Annotated in this window: 13 protein-coding genes; 5 read left to right on the top strand and 8 right to left on the bottom strand. The window is 74.9% G+C overall.

Annotation, left to right across the window (positions count from 1 at the left end):
• Positions 1 to 25: 25 nt before the first annotated feature.
• Together BUB17_RS02805 and BUB17_RS02800 are read right to left on the bottom strand one after the other, a co-directional pair.
• Entirely contained in the window at positions 26 to 697 is a 672-nt protein-coding gene (locus BUB17_RS02805) for a response regulator (RefSeq protein WP_072912936.1), read from the bottom strand.
• The gene (locus BUB17_RS02800; protein WP_072912933.1) at positions 694 to 2,322 is read right to left on the bottom strand and encodes a sensor histidine kinase; all 1,629 of its coding nucleotides are present in this window, start codon (positions 2,320 to 2,322) and stop codon (positions 694 to 696) included. Before BUB17_RS02800 ends, BUB17_RS02805 begins: the two co-directional genes overlap by 4 nt.
• A gap of 148 nt (positions 2,323 to 2,470) precedes the next feature.
• Here BUB17_RS02800 and BUB17_RS02795 point away from each other — a divergent pair, with 148 nt between their 5' ends.
• Positions 2,471 to 3,913, top strand: coding sequence for a cation:dicarboxylate symporter family transporter (locus BUB17_RS02795; protein WP_072912930.1), 1,443 nt, complete (start codon positions 2,471 to 2,473; stop codon positions 3,911 to 3,913).
• 59 nt (positions 3,914 to 3,972) lie between these two features.
• Here the strand turns inward: BUB17_RS02795 and BUB17_RS02790 are convergent, their stop codons facing one another.
• On the bottom strand, positions 3,973 to 5,505 hold the full coding sequence (locus BUB17_RS02790) for an MFS transporter (RefSeq protein WP_072912927.1): 1,533 nt from the start codon (positions 5,503 to 5,505) through the stop codon (positions 3,973 to 3,975).
• A 148-nt stretch (positions 5,506 to 5,653) separates the two neighbouring features.
• Here BUB17_RS02790 and BUB17_RS02785 point away from each other — a divergent pair, with 148 nt between their 5' ends.
• Positions 5,654 to 6,118: a hypothetical protein gene (locus BUB17_RS02785; protein ID WP_072912924.1), complete on the top strand. Its 465-nt coding sequence runs from the start codon at positions 5,654 to 5,656 to the stop codon at positions 6,116 to 6,118.
• A 15-nt stretch (positions 6,119 to 6,133) separates the two neighbouring features.
• Here the strand turns inward: BUB17_RS02785 and BUB17_RS02780 are convergent, their stop codons facing one another.
• The 3 genes from BUB17_RS02780 to BUB17_RS02770 form a co-directional block, all read right to left on the bottom strand.
• Positions 6,134 to 7,588 (bottom strand): ATP-binding protein, encoded by a 1,455-nt coding sequence (locus tag BUB17_RS02780; protein WP_072912921.1) that lies wholly within the window; start codon positions 7,586 to 7,588, stop codon positions 6,134 to 6,136.
• A complete protein-coding gene (locus BUB17_RS02775) occupies positions 7,585 to 9,243 on the bottom strand; it encodes an NAD(P)/FAD-dependent oxidoreductase (RefSeq protein ID WP_072912918.1) in 1,659 nt (552 codons plus the stop codon). The genes BUB17_RS02780 and BUB17_RS02775 overlap by 4 nt, the downstream gene beginning before the upstream one ends.
• A 112-nt stretch (positions 9,244 to 9,355) precedes the next feature.
• Complete coding sequence (locus BUB17_RS02770) at positions 9,356 to 9,724, bottom strand: thioredoxin family protein (protein ID WP_072912915.1); 369 nt, start codon at positions 9,722 to 9,724, stop codon at positions 9,356 to 9,358.
• A gap of 87 nt (positions 9,725 to 9,811) precedes the next feature.
• On the opposite strand from BUB17_RS02770, the gene BUB17_RS02765 reads away from it, so the two are divergent.
• Positions 9,812 to 10,159, top strand: coding sequence for a UBP-type zinc finger domain-containing protein (locus BUB17_RS02765; protein WP_072913685.1), 348 nt, complete (start codon positions 9,812 to 9,814; stop codon positions 10,157 to 10,159).
• 94 nt (positions 10,160 to 10,253) lie between these two features.
• Here BUB17_RS02765 and BUB17_RS02760 read toward each other — a convergent pair whose 3' ends face one another.
• Positions 10,254 to 10,943 carry a TetR/AcrR family transcriptional regulator gene (locus tag BUB17_RS02760; protein WP_208983299.1) on the bottom strand — a complete coding sequence of 230 codons (690 nt, stop codon included), beginning with the start codon at positions 10,941 to 10,943 and terminating at the stop codon, positions 10,254 to 10,256.
• An 89-nt stretch (positions 10,944 to 11,032) separates the two neighbouring features.
• Positions 11,033 to 12,421 carry an MFS transporter gene (locus BUB17_RS02755; protein ID WP_072912912.1) on the bottom strand — a complete coding sequence of 463 codons (1,389 nt, stop codon included), beginning with the start codon at positions 12,419 to 12,421 and terminating at the stop codon, positions 11,033 to 11,035.
• Positions 12,422 to 12,663: 242 nt separating this feature from the next.
• On the opposite strand from BUB17_RS02755, the gene BUB17_RS02750 reads away from it, so the two are divergent.
• A complete protein-coding gene (locus BUB17_RS02750; RefSeq protein WP_072912909.1) occupies positions 12,664 to 13,542 on the top strand; it encodes a shikimate dehydrogenase in 879 nt (292 codons plus the stop codon).
• Complete coding sequence (locus BUB17_RS02745; protein WP_244276855.1) at positions 13,532 to 15,499, top strand: sugar phosphate isomerase/epimerase and 4-hydroxyphenylpyruvate domain-containing protein; 1,968 nt, start codon at positions 13,532 to 13,534, stop codon at positions 15,497 to 15,499. Before BUB17_RS02750 ends, BUB17_RS02745 begins: the two co-directional genes overlap by 11 nt.
• Positions 15,500 to 15,575 lie beyond the last annotated feature (76 nt).

Below are 15,575 nucleotides of genomic sequence, written 5' to 3'. Positions count from 1 at the left end.
ACCGATCAGCCGGGGCTGACGCGGCTCAGCGCCAGCGGTACTCCAGCTCCGGGCGGCCCGCGCCGCCGTAGCGGGGGGCCCGGTCGACCAGCCCGGTGTCGGCGAGGTACTCGAGGTAGCGGCGGGCGGTGATGCGCGAGGCGCCGATCAGCTCGGCGGTCTCCGCGGCCGACAGCCCCTCACCGGCGGCACGGACGGCGGCGACGACGGCGTCGAGGGTCTCCCGGCCCATCCCCTTGGGCAGCGGCGCGGAGCGGGAGGGGCGCACGCCGCCGAGCACGCGGTCGACGTCGTCCTGCCCGGCGGCGTCCCCGCCGGCGCGCAGCCGCCGGCGGTACTCGGCGTAGGCGGTCAGCCGGTCGCGCAGCGCCGGGTAGGTGAACGGCTTGAGCAGGTAGCCGACGACGCCGTGCGCGGCGGCGGCCCGCACCGTGGCCAGCTCGCGAGCGGACGTGACGGCGAGGACGTCGACCTGCGCGCCGGCGCCGCGGATCCGCCGGCACAGGTCGATGCCGTGCCCGTCGGGCAGGTTCATGTCCAGCAGCACCAGGTCGACCGGCTGGCGGGCCAGCGCGTCGAGGGCCGCGGCGCCGGTGCCGGCGACCGCCGAGGTGGTGAAGCCCGGCGTCCGGTCGACGTAGGCGCGGTGGGCCTCCGCGGCGACCGGCTCGTCCTCCACCACCAGCACGCGGATCACCGGGACACCGCCGGCACCCCGACGGGCAGCGTGACGGTGAACAGCGCGCCCGGGCCCGGCCGCACGGTGAGCGTGCCGCCGTGCCGGGCGACGGCCTGGGCGACCAGCGCCAGCCCCAGCCCGCGGCCGAGCCCGGCGGGCGCCGCGGTCGTCTCCTTGGTGCTCCAGCCGCGCTCGAACAGCCGCGGCAGGTCCTCCTCCCGCACGCCCGGGCCGGTGTCCTCGACCCGGATCTCCAGTCGCCCGCCGTCGACCTCCGCGGCGAACTGCACCTCCCGCGGCGGCTCCCCGGCCAGCGCGGCGTCGATCGCGTTGTCGAGCAGGTTGCCGACGATCGTGACCAGGTCGCCGGCGGGGATGCCGGTCACCCCCACCGCCGTCGCCGGGTCCACCTCCAGCAGCACGCCGCGCTCGTGCGCCGTCGCGGCCTTGCCCAGCAGCAGCGCCGTCAGCACCGGGTCGCCGACGGCGTCGACCACGCGGTCGGTGAGCTGCTGGGCCGAGGCCAGTTGGGCGGTCGCGAAGTCGATCGCCTCTTGGGTGCGGCCGAGCTCGACCAGCGACACGGTGGTGTGCAGCCGGTTGGCCGCCTCGTGCGCCTGGGCGCGCAGCGACTCGGCGAAGGAGCGCACGCTGTCCAGCTCGCCGGTCAGCGCCTGCAGCTCGGTGTGGTCGCGCAGGGTCACCACCGCCCCGGCCGAGCGGCCCTCCGGCCGCGGTGGGGCCTGGTTGACCACCAGCACCCGGGTGCCGGTCACGTGCACCTCGTCGACGGCGGTGCGCTGCTGGCTGAGCGCCGCGGTCAGCTCCGGCGGTAGGCCGAGCTCGCCGACGTGCCGGCCGGTGGGGTCGTCGGTCAGCCCGAGCAGCCGCCGCGCCTCGTCGTTGACCAGCTGCACCCGCTGCTCGTCGTCCACCAGGAGCAGGCCCTCGCGGACGGCGTGCAGCACGGCGTGGTGGTAGTCGACCATCCGCGCCAGCTGCGCCGGGGACAGCCCGTGGGTCTGCCGCCGCAGCCGCCGGGACAGCGCCGCACTGCCCAGCGCGCCGACGGCCAGCGTCGCGGCCGCCGTCCCGAGGATGCCGGGGACGGCGGCGGCGAGGTCATCCCCGATCGCCTCCACGGTGACCCCGGCCGACACCACGGCCACCACGGCGCCGTCGTCGTCCAGCACCGGGCCGGTGGCGCGCACCGACGGGCCCAGCGTGCCGGTGTAGGTCTCGGTGAAGACCTCCCCCGCCAGCGCGCGGTCGATCGTGCCGATGAACGGCCTGCCGATCTGCCGCGGGTCGGGGTGGGTGAACCGGGTGCGGTCGGGCGACAGGACGGTGATGAACGACGTCCCGGTGTCGGCCCGGACCTCCTCGACGTAGGGCTGCAGCACCGCGGTCGGGTCCGGCCCGGTCACCGCCGAGCGCACCAGCGGGGAGTCGGCGAGGCCGGCGACGATCGCGGTGGTCTCCTCCTCGGCCGCCTGCCGCACCGCCTGCTGCGCCTGGCGGTAGGCGACCGCGGTCATGGTCAGGACGACGACGGCCACCACGAGCGCCTGCAGGAGCAGCAGCCGCCTCGCCAGGCTCGCGTCACCCCGGCCGCGGTGCGAGAGGAAGGCGGGGACGCGCACGCCCGCGAGTGTCCCGCGTGCGGGGCCCCGCGCCGCGACCGGCGTGTACGCAATGAACGAATGCGTGACGGCGGTCACCGCGGCCCGGACCGTCTGTGCTGTGGCCCACCTCCCGGGCCGCCCCCACCCCCACACCCCAGGAGCAGTCATGGCCTCAGGCACCGCTGCCACCGCGCCACCGCCCGCGAAGCGGCGCGACCGGACGCACTGGCTCTACCTCGCGGTCATCGGCGCGGTGCTCGCCGGCATCGCGGTCGGCTTCGCCTTCCCCGAGTTCGCCGTCTCGCTGAAGTGGCTCGGCACCGCGTTCGTCGGGCTGATCAAGATGCTGATCGGGCCGGTCATCTTCTGCACCATCGTGCTGGGCATCGGCGCCATCCGGCAGGCGGCCAAGGTCGGCCGGATCGGTGGCCTGGCGCTGGGCTACTTCATCCTCATGTCGACCGTCGCCCTGGCGATCGGTCTGGTCGTCGGCAACATCCTGAGCCCCGGCGAGGGTCTGCAGCTCTCCGAGGAGCTGCGCGGCGAGGGCGCCGAGCTGGCGGGCACGGCCGAGGAGTCCGGCGGCACCACCGACTTCATCCTCGGCCTGATCCCGACCACGCTGGTGTCGGCGCTGACCGAGGGCTCGGTGCTGCAGGCGCTGCTGGTGGCCCTGCTCACCGGTTTCGCCATCCAGGCCATGGGCCGCGCCGGCGAGCCGCTCCTGCGCGGCATCGGCCACTTCCAGAAGCTCGTGTTCCGCATCCTCGCGATGGTCATGTGGGTCGCGCCGATCGGTGCCTTCGGCGCCATCGCCGCCGTCGTCGGCGAGACCGGGATCGACGCGCTGAAGAGCCTCGCGATCATCATGCTGGGCTTCTACGCGACCTGCGCGGTGTTCGTGTTCGTCATCCTGGGCCTGATCCTGCGGGTGGTCGCGAAGATCAACGTCTTCTCGCTGCTCAAGTACCTGGGCCGCGAGTTCCTGCTGATCGTCTCGACGTCGTCGTCGGAGACCGCGCTGCCGCGGCTGATCGCGAAGATGGAGCACGCCGGGGTGAGCCAGCCGGTCGCCGGCATCGTCGTCCCGACCGGGTACTCCTTCAACCTCGACGGCACCGCCATCTACCTCACGATGGCCTCGCTGTTCATCGCCGAGGCGCTGGGCGACCCGCTGTCGATCGGTGAGCAGATCGGGCTGCTGGCCTTCATGATCATCGCCTCGAAGGGGGCCGCCGGTGTGACCGGCGCCGGCCTGGCCACGCTGGCCGGCGGGCTCTCGGCCCACCGTCCGGACCTGCTGGACGGCGTCGGCCTGATCGTCGGCATCGACCGGTTCATGTCCGAGGCGCGGGCGGTGACCAACTTCGCGGGCAACGCGATCGCCACCGTCCTGATCGCCACCTGGACCAAGGAGCTCGACCGCGAGCAGCTCGACGCCGTCCTCGCCGGGAACCGGCCCTTCGACGAGGAGACCATGCTCGACGACGACGGCCACGGCGGGGGCTCCAGCGACGACAACCTCCCCGCCGACGCGACCAACGCCGGCCCGGGCCAGCGCGACGCCGGGGACGCGCAGGCCGGGCTGGCGCAGTCCTCGGTGCGCTGACCCGCACTGCGTTCCCCGGGGGCGCCCGGTCCTGTCCAGGACCGGGCGCCCTCGTCGGGTCAGGAGTGGGCGGCGTGCCCGTGGCCGTGGCCGGCGTCGCGGTCCTCGTGGTGGTGGTCCTCGCGGTCGCGGTCCTCGCGGTCGGCGGCCTCCTCCCGCCGGGTGCGGCGCAGGTCGACGACGGCGAGCACGAGGGCCGCGGCGATCCCGGCCAGGGCGACGACCAGGCCCGCGGCCGCTGCGGCCGGGTAGTCCTGGGCGGTGGCGCCGAGGACGACGTAGAACAGACCGGGCAGCGCCGCCGTCCCGATGACCGCGCCGAAGCGCTGCGCGGTCTGCAGCCCGCCCCCGGCCGCGCCGGCCATCCGCACCGGCACGTCGCGCAGCGTCATGGTGATGTTCGGCGAGATGACGAAACCGCCGCCGAGCCCGCCCACCAGCAACGCGGGGGCCACCGCCCAGGGGACGGCGTCGGCCGGCACGAGCAGCAGGACGGCGACCGTCGCCCCCAGACCGATCAGCACCCCGACCAGGCCGACGACGGTGAGCAGCCGCCCGACGCGCTCGACCAGCCGCCCGGCCACCACGGCCGCGGTCGCGGAGCCCAGCGCGAACGGGGTGACCGCCAGCCCGGACTGCAGCGGCGTGAGCCCCAGGCCGGTCTGGAAGAACAGCGCGAAGACCAGCCAGATGCCGCTGAAGCCGACGAAGTAGACGGTGCCCAGCGCCGCCCCGAGGCCGTAGCCGCGGGTCTCGGTGACCAGCCGCGGGTCGAACACCGGCTCCCCGCCGCGCCGGACCACCCGCCGCTCCCAGCCGACGAACCCGCCCATCACGAGCGCGCCGACCGGGAAGAGCCACCACAGCCGGGACAGGCCGCCGGCCTCCGCCTGCACCAGCGGGAGCAGCAGGGCCAGCGCCCCGCCGCCGAGCAGCAGCACCCCGCCGACGTCGATGTGCCCGCGCCCGCCCGCTCCGCTCCGGGGCAGCAGCCGCCAGGCGAGGACGAACGCGACGACGCCGATCGGCACGTTGACGTAGAAGATCCACCGCCAGTCGGCCACCTGCAGCAGCAGCCCGCCGACGATCGGGCCCACCGCGGTGGACACCCCGACGACCGCGCCGAACAGACCGAACGCCCGGCCGCGCTCACCGCCGCGGAACAGCTGCTGGATGAGCCCGGAATTCTGCGGCGCGAGGACCCCGGCGGCCAGCCCCTGCGCCAGCCGCGCGGCGATGAGCAGACCCACGGACGGCGCCGCCCCTGCTGCCGCGCTGCACAGCACGAAGCCGGCCAGCCCGACCAGGAACATCCGCCGCCGGCCGAGGGCGTCACCCAGCCGGCCGGCCGGGACGAGCATCAGCGCGAAGGTGAGCGCGTAGCCGGAGACCACCCACTGGACCGCCGCCGCGGAAGCCCCGAGGTCGCGCTGCAGCGTCGGCAGCGCCACCGACACGATGCTGACGTCGAGCAGGCTCATGAAGCCGGCGACGAGGGTGACCGACAGCGCCCGCCAGCGGCGGGGATCGGGCTCGTACCGGTCGGCGTCGGCCTCGGGAGGTGTGTCGTGGACGATCGGCCGAGCCGTCACGGGGCGGTCTCCAGGGTGGTGCGGGAGGGACGCACCGGGGGCTACCCGTGCCGCCCGTCCGGCACGCGGGAGCGGATGACCTCCGGCACTTCCCGGCCCGGGAACCCCGGCCGGACACTGCCAGGACCTGCGCTCCCTGGGAGAGGCCATGTCGGGACTCCGCCGCACGCTCGGAACCGGTGCGCTGGCCGGCTACGTCGCCAGCCGCACGATGGACGCCGTCACCGGTGCCTTCCACGCCCGCCAGAGCGAGGCCTCGCGGCGGCGCGAGGAGGAGATCACGCCCGGCGGCATGCTGGTGCAGCTCGGCCGCCAGCTGGGCGCGGCCCGTGGGCGGGAGCTCGACGACGCGGCCGCCGGCCGGGTGGGGCTGGCCGTGCACCGGACGCTCGGCACCACCTACGGCGTCCTGGCGGCCCTGCTCGCCCGGCGCGGGAAGCACCCGGTCACCGCCGGGCTGGCCGTCGGTGCGGCCGCCTGGCTGGTGGTCGACGAGGGCACCGCGCTGCCCACGGCCCGGCAGTACCCGCTGGTCAGCCACGCCCGCGGCCTGGTCGGCCACGCCACCGTCGGGCTGACCACCGGGGTCCTGCTGGCGCTGACGGCGGACTGAGCCGGCCGGTCCCGCCTAACCGGGGACGGCGGCTGCCTCGGTCAGCGGGAGGCGCACCTGGAACCGGGTGTCCCCCGGGCGGGAACTCACCCGCAGGTCCCCGCCGTGCCGGGTGACGACGACGCGGTAGGAGACGTCCAGGCCCAGACCGGTGCCCTGGCCGACCGGCTTGGTCGTGAAGAACGGCTCGAACACCCGCTGCCGCAGCTCCTCGGGGATGCCCGGGCCGGTGTCGGCGACCTCCACCAGCGCGCAGTCGCCGTCCCGGGCGGTGCGCAGGGTGAGCGTCCCCTCCCCCGCCCTGCCCTCTCCGGTCATCGCGTCCAGCGCGTTGACGACCAGGTTGGTCCACACCTGGTTGAGCTCCCCGGGGAAGCCGGGCACCGGCGGCAGCGACCGGTCGTAGTCCCTGACCACCCGGACGCCCGGTGGCGTCTTGGCGCTGAGCATGACCAGAGTGGCGTCCAGCCCGGCGTGCAGGTCGGTGGGCTGGTGCGGGGCCCGGTCGAGCTGGGAGTACTGGCGGGCGGCCTCGACCAGGCCGGAGATGCGGCCCGTGCTGTCGGCGATCTCGCTCAGCAGCGACTCGGTCTCCACCGCGTAGGCCAGCCAGCGCAGCGCGGGCTCCAGGTCGTCCGGCGCCACGGCGTCGGCGACCCGCTGCAGGTCCGCCGGGCCCAGGCCCGCGCCGACGAAGATCCCGGCCAGCTCGTACGCGCCGCCCACGGCGCGGTCGTCCAGCCAGTCGCCGAGCTCGTCCTCGCGGTCGGACCGCTCCAGCGCGGGGAGCTCCGGGGCGGTGCCCACGCGGGCGACGAGCTCCTCCTGCAGCCCGGTGAGCGCGCGCAGCACCGCGCCGTCGAGCCGGCCCTCCGAGAGCAGGGCCAGCTTGTGCCGCATCCCGGCGAAGCGCTCCCGCAGCGCGGCGGCCGCCCGCGACGCGGCCGCGGCCGGGTTGTTCAGCTCGTGGGTGAGCCCGGCGGTCAGCTTGCCGAGGGCGAGCAGCCGCTCGCGCTGCCCCACCAGCTCCGCGGCGTTCCGCTGGCCGATGAACATGCCCTCCAGCAGGTGCACCGCCATCGGGTACCAGCGCCGGAACTGTGCGGCGAACTCGGCTGCGGGCAGCTCGAGGAAGCGGCAGTCGGTCACCGCACGGACCGTCGCCGGGTAGCGCTGGTCGACCCGCTCGCCGACGTAGAACTGCACCGCACCGGAGTACACGCCGCGGTGCGACGTCCGCACGGTCTCGACCTCGCTGCCGCCGACCCGGCGGGACATGGCGAGCGTCCCCTCGAGGAGCACCGAGAAGCACCGGGCCGGCTCCCCCTCGACCGACACCTCCGTGCCGGCGGGGTACCCGACGACGACGGCGTGGTCGGCGACCCAGGCCAGCTGCCCGTCGTCCAGGTCGGCGAAGAGGAACAGCCCGCGCAGCTCGGCCGGCGCGAGCCGCTCGGCCGCCGTCGTCACCGTTCCCCCAGGTAGCGGTGCACGAGGGTGACCGCCATCGCGCCCTCGCCGACGGCCGAGGCGACCCGCTTCACCGAGTCCGCCCGCACGTCCCCGGCGACGAACACGCCGGGCAGGCTGGTCTCCAGCAGGTACGGGTCGCGGTCCAGGTCCCAGCCGGCGGGACGGCGCCCCTCGCGGAGCAGCGCCGGGCCGGTGGGGATGAACCCGCGCTCGTCGCGGACGACCGCGCCGTCGAGCCAGCCGGTGCGCGGCGCGCCGCCGATGAAGACGAACAGGTGGCTGGCCGGCAGCGTCTCCCGCTCGCGGGTCCGCGCGTCCTCGACGGTGACCGCCTCGAGGTGCCCGTCGCCCTGTGCGCCGGCCACGGTGGTGCAGGTGCGCACGGAGATCGACCCGATGCCGGCGATCTGCTCGACCAGGTAGGCCGACATCGACGCCTCCAGCGACGCCCCCCGGACCAGCAGGCACACCGAGCGGGCGTAGCGGGAGAAGAACACCGCCGCCTGGCCCGCCGAGTTGGCCCCGCCCACGACGTAGACGTCGCTGTCGGCGCACTCCGCCGCCTCGGTCATCGCCGAGCCGTAGTAGACGCCGCGGCCGGTGAGGTCGTCGACGCCGTCCACGCCGAGGCTGCGGTAGGAGACGCCGGTGGCCAGGACGACGGCGTGCGCGGCGATGCCGCGGCCGTCGTCGAGGCGGAGCACCCGTTTGGGTCCGTGCGCCTCGAGCGCCACCACGTCGCGGGCCAGCAGCAGCTCGGTGCCGAACTTCACGGCCTGGCGGCGGGCGCGGTCGGCCAGCTGCCCACCGGAGACCCCGTCGGGGAAGCCGAGGTAGTTCTCGATCCGGCTGCTCTGCCCGGCCTGCCCGCCGGTGGCCTCCCGCTCGACCAGGACGGTGCGCAGCCCCTCGGACGCGCCGTACACGGCGGCGCCGAGCCCGGCCGGCCCGCCGCCGACGACCACCAGGTCGTAGAACTCCTCCCGCGGGTCGACGGCCAGCCCGACCACGGCGGCCAGCTCGGCCTCGCCCGGGTGCTTGAGCACCTGCGCGTCGGCGGTGACGACGACCGGGACGTCGTCCGGGCCGGCCCCGGCCGCGGCGAGGATCCGCCGGCCGTCCGGCTCGTCGGCGCTGAACCAGCGGTACGGGACGGCGTTGCGGGCCAGCAGGTCACGGGCGCGGAAGGACGGCGCCGACCAGCGGTGACCGACCAGCTTGACGCCGTGCACCTCCGGGTCGGGGGTCTCGTGCCAGGCGGTCAGCATGGCGTCGACCGTGGGGTAGAGCTTCTCGTCGGGCGGATCCCAGGGCTTGAGCAGGTAGGCGTCGACGTCGACGTCGTTGATCGCCGCGATGGCGGCGTCGGTGTCGGCGTAGGCGGTGAGCAGCGCGCGGCGGGCCCGCGGGACCAGGTCCATGGCCCGCTCGAGGAACTGGATGCCGTTCATCTCCGGCATCCGGTGGTCGGCCAGCAGCACCGCCACCGGGTCGCCGCGCAGCTTGAGCTCCCGGAGCGCCTCGAGGGCCTCGGCGCCGGAGCCGGCGCGCAGCACCCGGTAGTGCTCGCCGTAGTGCCGGCGCAGGTCACGGGCGACGGCGCGGGAGACCTGCGGGTCGTCGTCGACGGTGAGCAGCACGGGTCGGCCCATGGCGGCCTCCTGTCCGGCCCTGCCGGACCGATGAGGTGTGGAGGACGGCGTCGTTGCCGGGTGCCGGCCACGCTAGCCCGGTGTAGCTGCGGCGCGACAGCCTCGCGGCGGCTCAGCCGCGGTGGACCGGCTCCGGGAAGGTCTCGCGCACCGCCACCATGTCGAGCCCGCGGACGGTGGCGATGAGCAGCTCGACGGAGTCCTCGGGCAGCCAGCCCGGCTCGGCGAACACCGGCACGCCGTCGCGGAAGACCATGAGGCTCGGCGCCCGCTGCACCCCGACCGCCGCGGCCAGCCCCGGCTCGGCGCGGAGGTCGACGGTCGTGAAGCGCAGGTCCGGGTGGCGGTGCGCGGCGGCGTCGAAGACCTGCGCGAAGGCCCGGCTCGAGCCGGACCCCGCGTCCCGGAAGTCGACCAGCACGATGCCCGCGGCCTGCGTCGCCGCTGCGAAGTCCTCCCCCGAGAGGCTGACCGTCCCCATGCTGACCTCCGTCCCCCCGGACCGAGTGTGCCCCGCCGGCCGCGCACCGGCTTCCGGGGAGCGGGCGCCGTCCCTACCGTGACGGCCGTGGACGCTGCCGCTGCGATCGACCCGTCCGTGCCGCCGAGCGGCGCGGGCTGCCTGGAGTGCGAGGCCACGGGCGGGTGGTGGTTCCACCTGCGCCGGTGTGCCGCCTGCGGCCACGTCGGCTGCTGCGACTCCTCCCCCTCACAGCACGCCCGCCGGCACGCCGCCGAGACCGGGCACCCGGTGATCCGCAGCTACGAGCCCGGGGAGAGCTGGTTCTGGGACTTCGCCCGCGGGGACGTCGTCCCCGGCCCCGAGCTCGCGCCGCCCGCCCACCACCCGCTGGACCAGCCGGCACCGGGCCCGCGCGGCCGGGTGCCGGCCGACTGGCAGTCCCGCCTGCACTGAGACCGCGTCCCCTCCCGTCGCCGAGTCCTGCGAACCCGGGGCGATCAGCGGTCGACGGCCAGGAGTTCGTCGCACTCGGGGCGGCGGCGCGTGCTCAGCGGGCGGTGAGGTAGGCGACGAGGAGGTCGCCGAGCACCCGGCGCTGCTGGTCGCGCCGCTCCGGGTCGAGCATGTCCCGGCCGAACAGGGCACGCCAGGTGTGCCGGTTCGCCGTCCGGAAGACGCAGAAGGAGCTGATCACCTGGTGCACGTCCAGGGCGTCGACGTCGTCCCGGAACAGCCCGGCGTCCCAGCCCCGCTCGAGGATCCGGCCGAGGACGTCCAGGACGGGGTTGGCCAGCCCGGACAGCGCCTCGGAACGGGAGATGTGCTCGGCGCGGTGGATGTTCTCGATGCTCACCAACCGGATGAAGTCCGGGTGCGCCTCGTGGTGGTCGAAGGTGAGGCCGGCGAGCTCCCGCACCGCCTGCACCGGGTCCAGGTGCTCGACGTCGAGCCCCTGCTCGAGGCTGCGGATCCGCTTGTAGGCCCGCTCCAGGACGGCGATGTAGAGCTGTTCCTTGCCGCCGAAGTAGTAGTAGATCATCCGCTTGGTCGTGCTGGTCTTGGCGGCGATCTCGTCGACCCGCGCCCCGGCGTAGCCCCGGTCGGCGAACTCGCTGGTGGCCACGTCGAGGATCTCGGCACGGGTGCGCTCGGCGTCCCGCTGCCGCGGCGGACCAGGCACGGCAGCGACCGAGCGGACGGCCTCGTCGGGCAGCGGCTGGGCGGCGGACGGCGGCACGACGGCGGTTCCTCCCGGGCAGTGGGCTGGACCTCGAGCCTAGGTGGCCGGGCCGACCGAGGTCGGCCCGGCCACCGGGTAGAGGTGTTTCAGCGCGAGGCGCGGATGCGCTCGTACTCCTCGCGCGGCACCACCGGGGCGTCGTCGCGGCCCAGGTCGTCCATGTGCACCCGGTGGGTCTCCCGGGCCGACCAGGCGGCCGTCGCCGCGATGATCCCGATGCCGAAGGTGATGCCGCCGACGATCAGCGGCACGTTGGCGTCGCCAGGGGCGATGATCGCGTACAGGGTGGGCAGGAACGCCGTGATCATCGTGCCCAGGTTCTGCGAGACCGCGAAGGCGGTGACGCGGGTCCGGGTCGGGAAGAGCTCCTGGTAGAAGGCCGGGAAGACCGCGTTGTAGCCCTGGTAGACGATGCCCCACATCAGGATCGCGAAGACGAAGGCCCAGACCACGGAGCCCTGGCTGATCGCGTAGAGGTAGGCGAAGGACAGCGCCGTCGACCCCAGCGCGCCGACGATGATGCAGGGCCGCCGGCCGATGCGGTCGGACAGGTTGCCGACGTAGGGGATCAGCAGCACGGCGACCGCGTTGCCCACCACGGAGATCCACAGGTAGGTCGCGGCGCTGAACTCGATGCCGTACGCCTCCTGCGTGGCGTAGGTGGCGCCGAACACGGTGGTCGCCACCGGGACGGCGTTCATCAGCGCCATGCAGACCACCCGGAGCATGTCCGTACCGCTCTCCCGGACCGCCTGGACGATCGGCGCCTTGGGCACCTCGCCGTGCACGGCCTCCTCCTGGAAGACCGGCGTCTCGTCGACCCGGCGCCGGATGATGACGCCGGCGACCACCACGAGGGCGGACAGCAGGAACGGGATCCGCCAGCCCCAGGACTGGAACGCCTCCTCGGGCAGGATCGCCGCCAGCGGCAGGAACACCGCGGCGGCGAGGATCTGCCCGGCCTGCACGCCCTGCAGGGTGTAGCTGGCGTAGTAGCCGCGCCGGCCGAAGGGGGCGTGCTCGACGATCATCGCGCTGGCGCCGGAGATCTCCCCGCCCACGGCGAAGCCCTGCACCAGCCGCAGCACCACCAGCAGCGCCGGGGCCAGCAGGCCGACCTGCTGGTACGTGGGCAGCAGCGCGACGAGGAACGTGGACACGCCCATCAGCAGCATGCAGAGCACCAGCACGTTCTTGCGGCCGCGGGTGTCACCCCAGTGGCCCAGGACGAACGCGCCGATCGGCCGGGCGACGTAGCCCACCCCGAAGGTGGCCAGCGAGATGATGATGCCGATCTGCGGGTCGGACTCCGGGAAGAAGAGCGTCGGGAACACCAGGGCGGCGGCCTGGGCGTAGATGAAGAAGTCGTAGTACTCCAGCGCGCTGCCCATCCAGCCGCTGGCCGCGGCCTTCTTGGGCGTCTTCTTGAACTCGCTGGGCTCGTGCGAGCCGGGCTCGGCCACTGCGTCGCGCATCGGTCCTCCTGAGAGGGAAGGGGGTGCGCCGGTGGGCGCGGGACGGCGGTGCTCGGTGCGGAGAGCGAGCGCGGTGACCGGCACCACGTCCGCAATGAACTAATTGGTACATTAGCGTGGCGGAGAGCACAACCCCCGGCTCGCGGACAGCCGTGATCCACCGGCAACGGCTGGCGCTCGGCGGCCGGATGTGGTCTGCTGCACAACAACTCACCAGTTGGTACATAAGAGGGGGCGGTCCCGTGACGGACGGCGCGCAGGAATTCCTGGTCGGTCTGGTCGGCAGCGGCATCGGCCCATCGCTGACCCCACCGCTGCACGAGCGCGAGGCCGACCAGCTGGGCCTGCGCTACCTCTACCGGCGCCTGGACCTCGACCGGCTGCAGAGGCCGGCATCGGCGATCGGCGAGATCCTCGCCGCCGCGCGGCTGGCCGGCTACGACGGGCTCAACGTCACCCACCCCTGCAAGCAGCTCGTCATCCCGCACCTCGACGAGCTCTCCCCCGACGCCGCCGCCCTCGGCGCGGTGAACACCGTCGTCCTCCGCGACGGCCGGGCGGTCGGGCACAACACCGACTGGTCCGGCTTCGCCCGGGCCTTCGACCGGGGCCTGCCCGAGGCCCCGCTGGACCGGGTGGTGCTGCTCGGCGCCGGCGGCGCCGGGGCAGCGGTCGCGCACGCGCTGCTCACCCTCGGCACCCGCCGGCTGACCGTTCTCGACGTGGACGGCCGGCGGGCCGGTGAGCTCGCCGACTCGCTGGGCGGGCGCTTCGGCGCCGACCGCGCCGAGGGCGGCGACCTCGGCGCGCTACCGGCGGCGCTGGAACGCGCCGACGGGCTGGTGCACGCCACCCCCACCGGCATGGCCGCCCACCCCGGGCTGCCACTGGACGCCGACCTGCTGCGCCCCGGGCTGTGGGTGGCCGACATCGTCTACCGGCCGCTGGAGACCGCGCTGGTGCGCACCGCCCGGGAGCTGGGCTGCCGGGTGCTCGACGGTGGCGGCATGGCGGTGTTCCAGGCCGTCGACGCCTTCCGGCTGTTCACCGGCGTCGAGCCCGACGCCGAACGGATGCTGGCCCACTTCACCACGCTGGTCTCCGACGTCCGTGTCCAGTAGCGGACCTCGTCCCCCCCACCACTCGAAGGCTCGTGGCGGGACCCTGCAGGGGGCCACGGGACGTGGGCACTGCCGCCGGGCCATCGCGACCGTCTGCCTCTCCGGCACGCTCGAGGACAAGATCGCCGCGGCGGCCTCCGCCGGGTTCGACGGCATCGAGGTCTTCGAGCCCGACCTGGTCGCCTCGCCCTGGTCCCCGGCCGAGCTGGCCGCCCGCTGCGCGGACCTGGATCTGTCCATCGACCTCTACCAGCCCTTCCGCGACCTGGACTCCACCGACGACGACCGCTTCGCCCGCAACCTGCGCCGGGCCGAGCACAAGTTCGACGTGATGGCACAGCTCGGCGTCGACACCGTGCTGGTCTGCTCCTCGGTCGCGCCGGACGCCGTCGACGACGCCGACCGGCTGGCCGGGCAACTGGCCACCGCCGCCGCCCGCGCCGGGGACCGCGGTCTGCGGATCGCCTACGAGGCGCTGGCCTGGGGCCGGCACGTCTCGACCTGGGAGCGGTCGTGGGACGCCGTCCGGCGCGCGGGCTCCCCCGCCCTCGGGCTGTGCCTGGACAGCTTCCACGTGCTCTCCCGCGGCGGGGACCCGGCCGGCTTCGCCGACGTCCCCGGGGAGAAGCTGTTCTTCCTGCAGCTGGCCGACGCGCCGCGACTGGCCATGGACGTCCTGCAGTGGAGCCGCCACCACCGCCTCTTCCCCGGGCAGGGCAGCTTCGACCTGCCCGGCTTCGTCGCCGCCGTGCTCGCCACCGGCTACGCCGGGCCGCTGTCGCTGGAGGTCTTCAACGACGTCTACCGGCAGGCCGACCCGGCCCGCACGGCGGTCGACGCGATGCGCTCGCTGCAGTGGCTGGAGGAGGCGCTCGCGCTGCGCGAACCGGCGTCCGGCCTGATCCCGCCCCCGGCCGCGCCGGCGCTGTCGGGCTGGTCGTTCACCGAGCTCGGCGTCGACGGGGTGTCCGGGCTGCGGGCCGCCGAGGTGCTCGCCGCGCTCGGCTTCACCCACACCGGGCAGCACCGCTCCAAGCCGGTGCAGCTGTGGGAGCAGAACCACGCCCGGGTGCTGCTCAACGCCTACGACAATCGGGCCGACGTCGTCCGCCCGGCCGCCACCGGGGTCGCCTCGGTCGTCGCGCTCGGCCTGGAGAGCGCCGACCCGGGCCGCTCGGCCGCGCGCGCCGAGGCGATGAGCGCCCCGGTCCTGCCCCGCACCCGCGGCGCCGCGGAGGCGGAGCTGTCGGCTGTGGCCGCGCCCGACGGTACCCAGGTCTTCTTCACCCGCACCGTTCCCGACGGCTGGCCCGCCGACTTCCTGCCCACCGGGCAGCAGGCGGGGCCGGGTGCGGGGATCACCGGCGTCGACCACGTGGGGCTGACCCAGCCGTTCGACTCCTTCGACGAGGCGGGGCTGTTCTACCGCGCCGTGCTCGGCCTGGAGTCGCAGGAGGTCACCGAGCTGGCCGCGCCGTTCGGGCTGGTCCGCACCCGCGCGGTCACCGACCCGGACCGCTCCGTGCGGCTGGCGCTGTCGGCCGCGACGCTGCGCCGCGGTGGCTGGGCGCCCGGTGTGCCCGAGCCGCAGTACGTCGCCCTGGCCACCGACGACCTGGTCGCCACCGCCGCGGCGCTGCGCGCGGCCGGGGCGCCGCTGCTGCCGCTGCCGGACAACTACGCCGACGACCTCGAGGCGCGCTTCGACCTGCCCGCCGAGGTGCTGGCCGCGATCCGGGAGCACGACCTCATGTACGAGGAGGACGGCGCCGGCGGCTACCTGCACCTGGCCACCGAGGTGCTCGGCGACCGGGTCTTCTTCGAGGTGGTGCAGCGCCTGGGCGGCTACGACGGCTACGGCACCGCCGACGCCCCGGTGCGCATGGCCGCCCACCGCCGGCGGCGCCAGGCGGCCGCCGTTCCCGTTCCGCGCTGGACCGACCCGCGTGGCCGGTGAAGCCGACCGGCGGGCCGCCTGCACTGCGTGCCCTCCCCTCGTCGAGTGCTACCACGTCGTGGTGATCAGCGGCTGA

Origin of the sequence: Geodermatophilus obscurus (assembly GCF_900143215.1) — a bacterium.
Lineage (GTDB): Bacteria > Actinomycetota > Actinomycetes > Mycobacteriales > Geodermatophilaceae > Geodermatophilus > Geodermatophilus obscurus_A.
The sequence above is the reverse complement of the archived record's forward strand: the minus strand, read 5'-3'. Positions and strand labels throughout refer to the sequence as shown.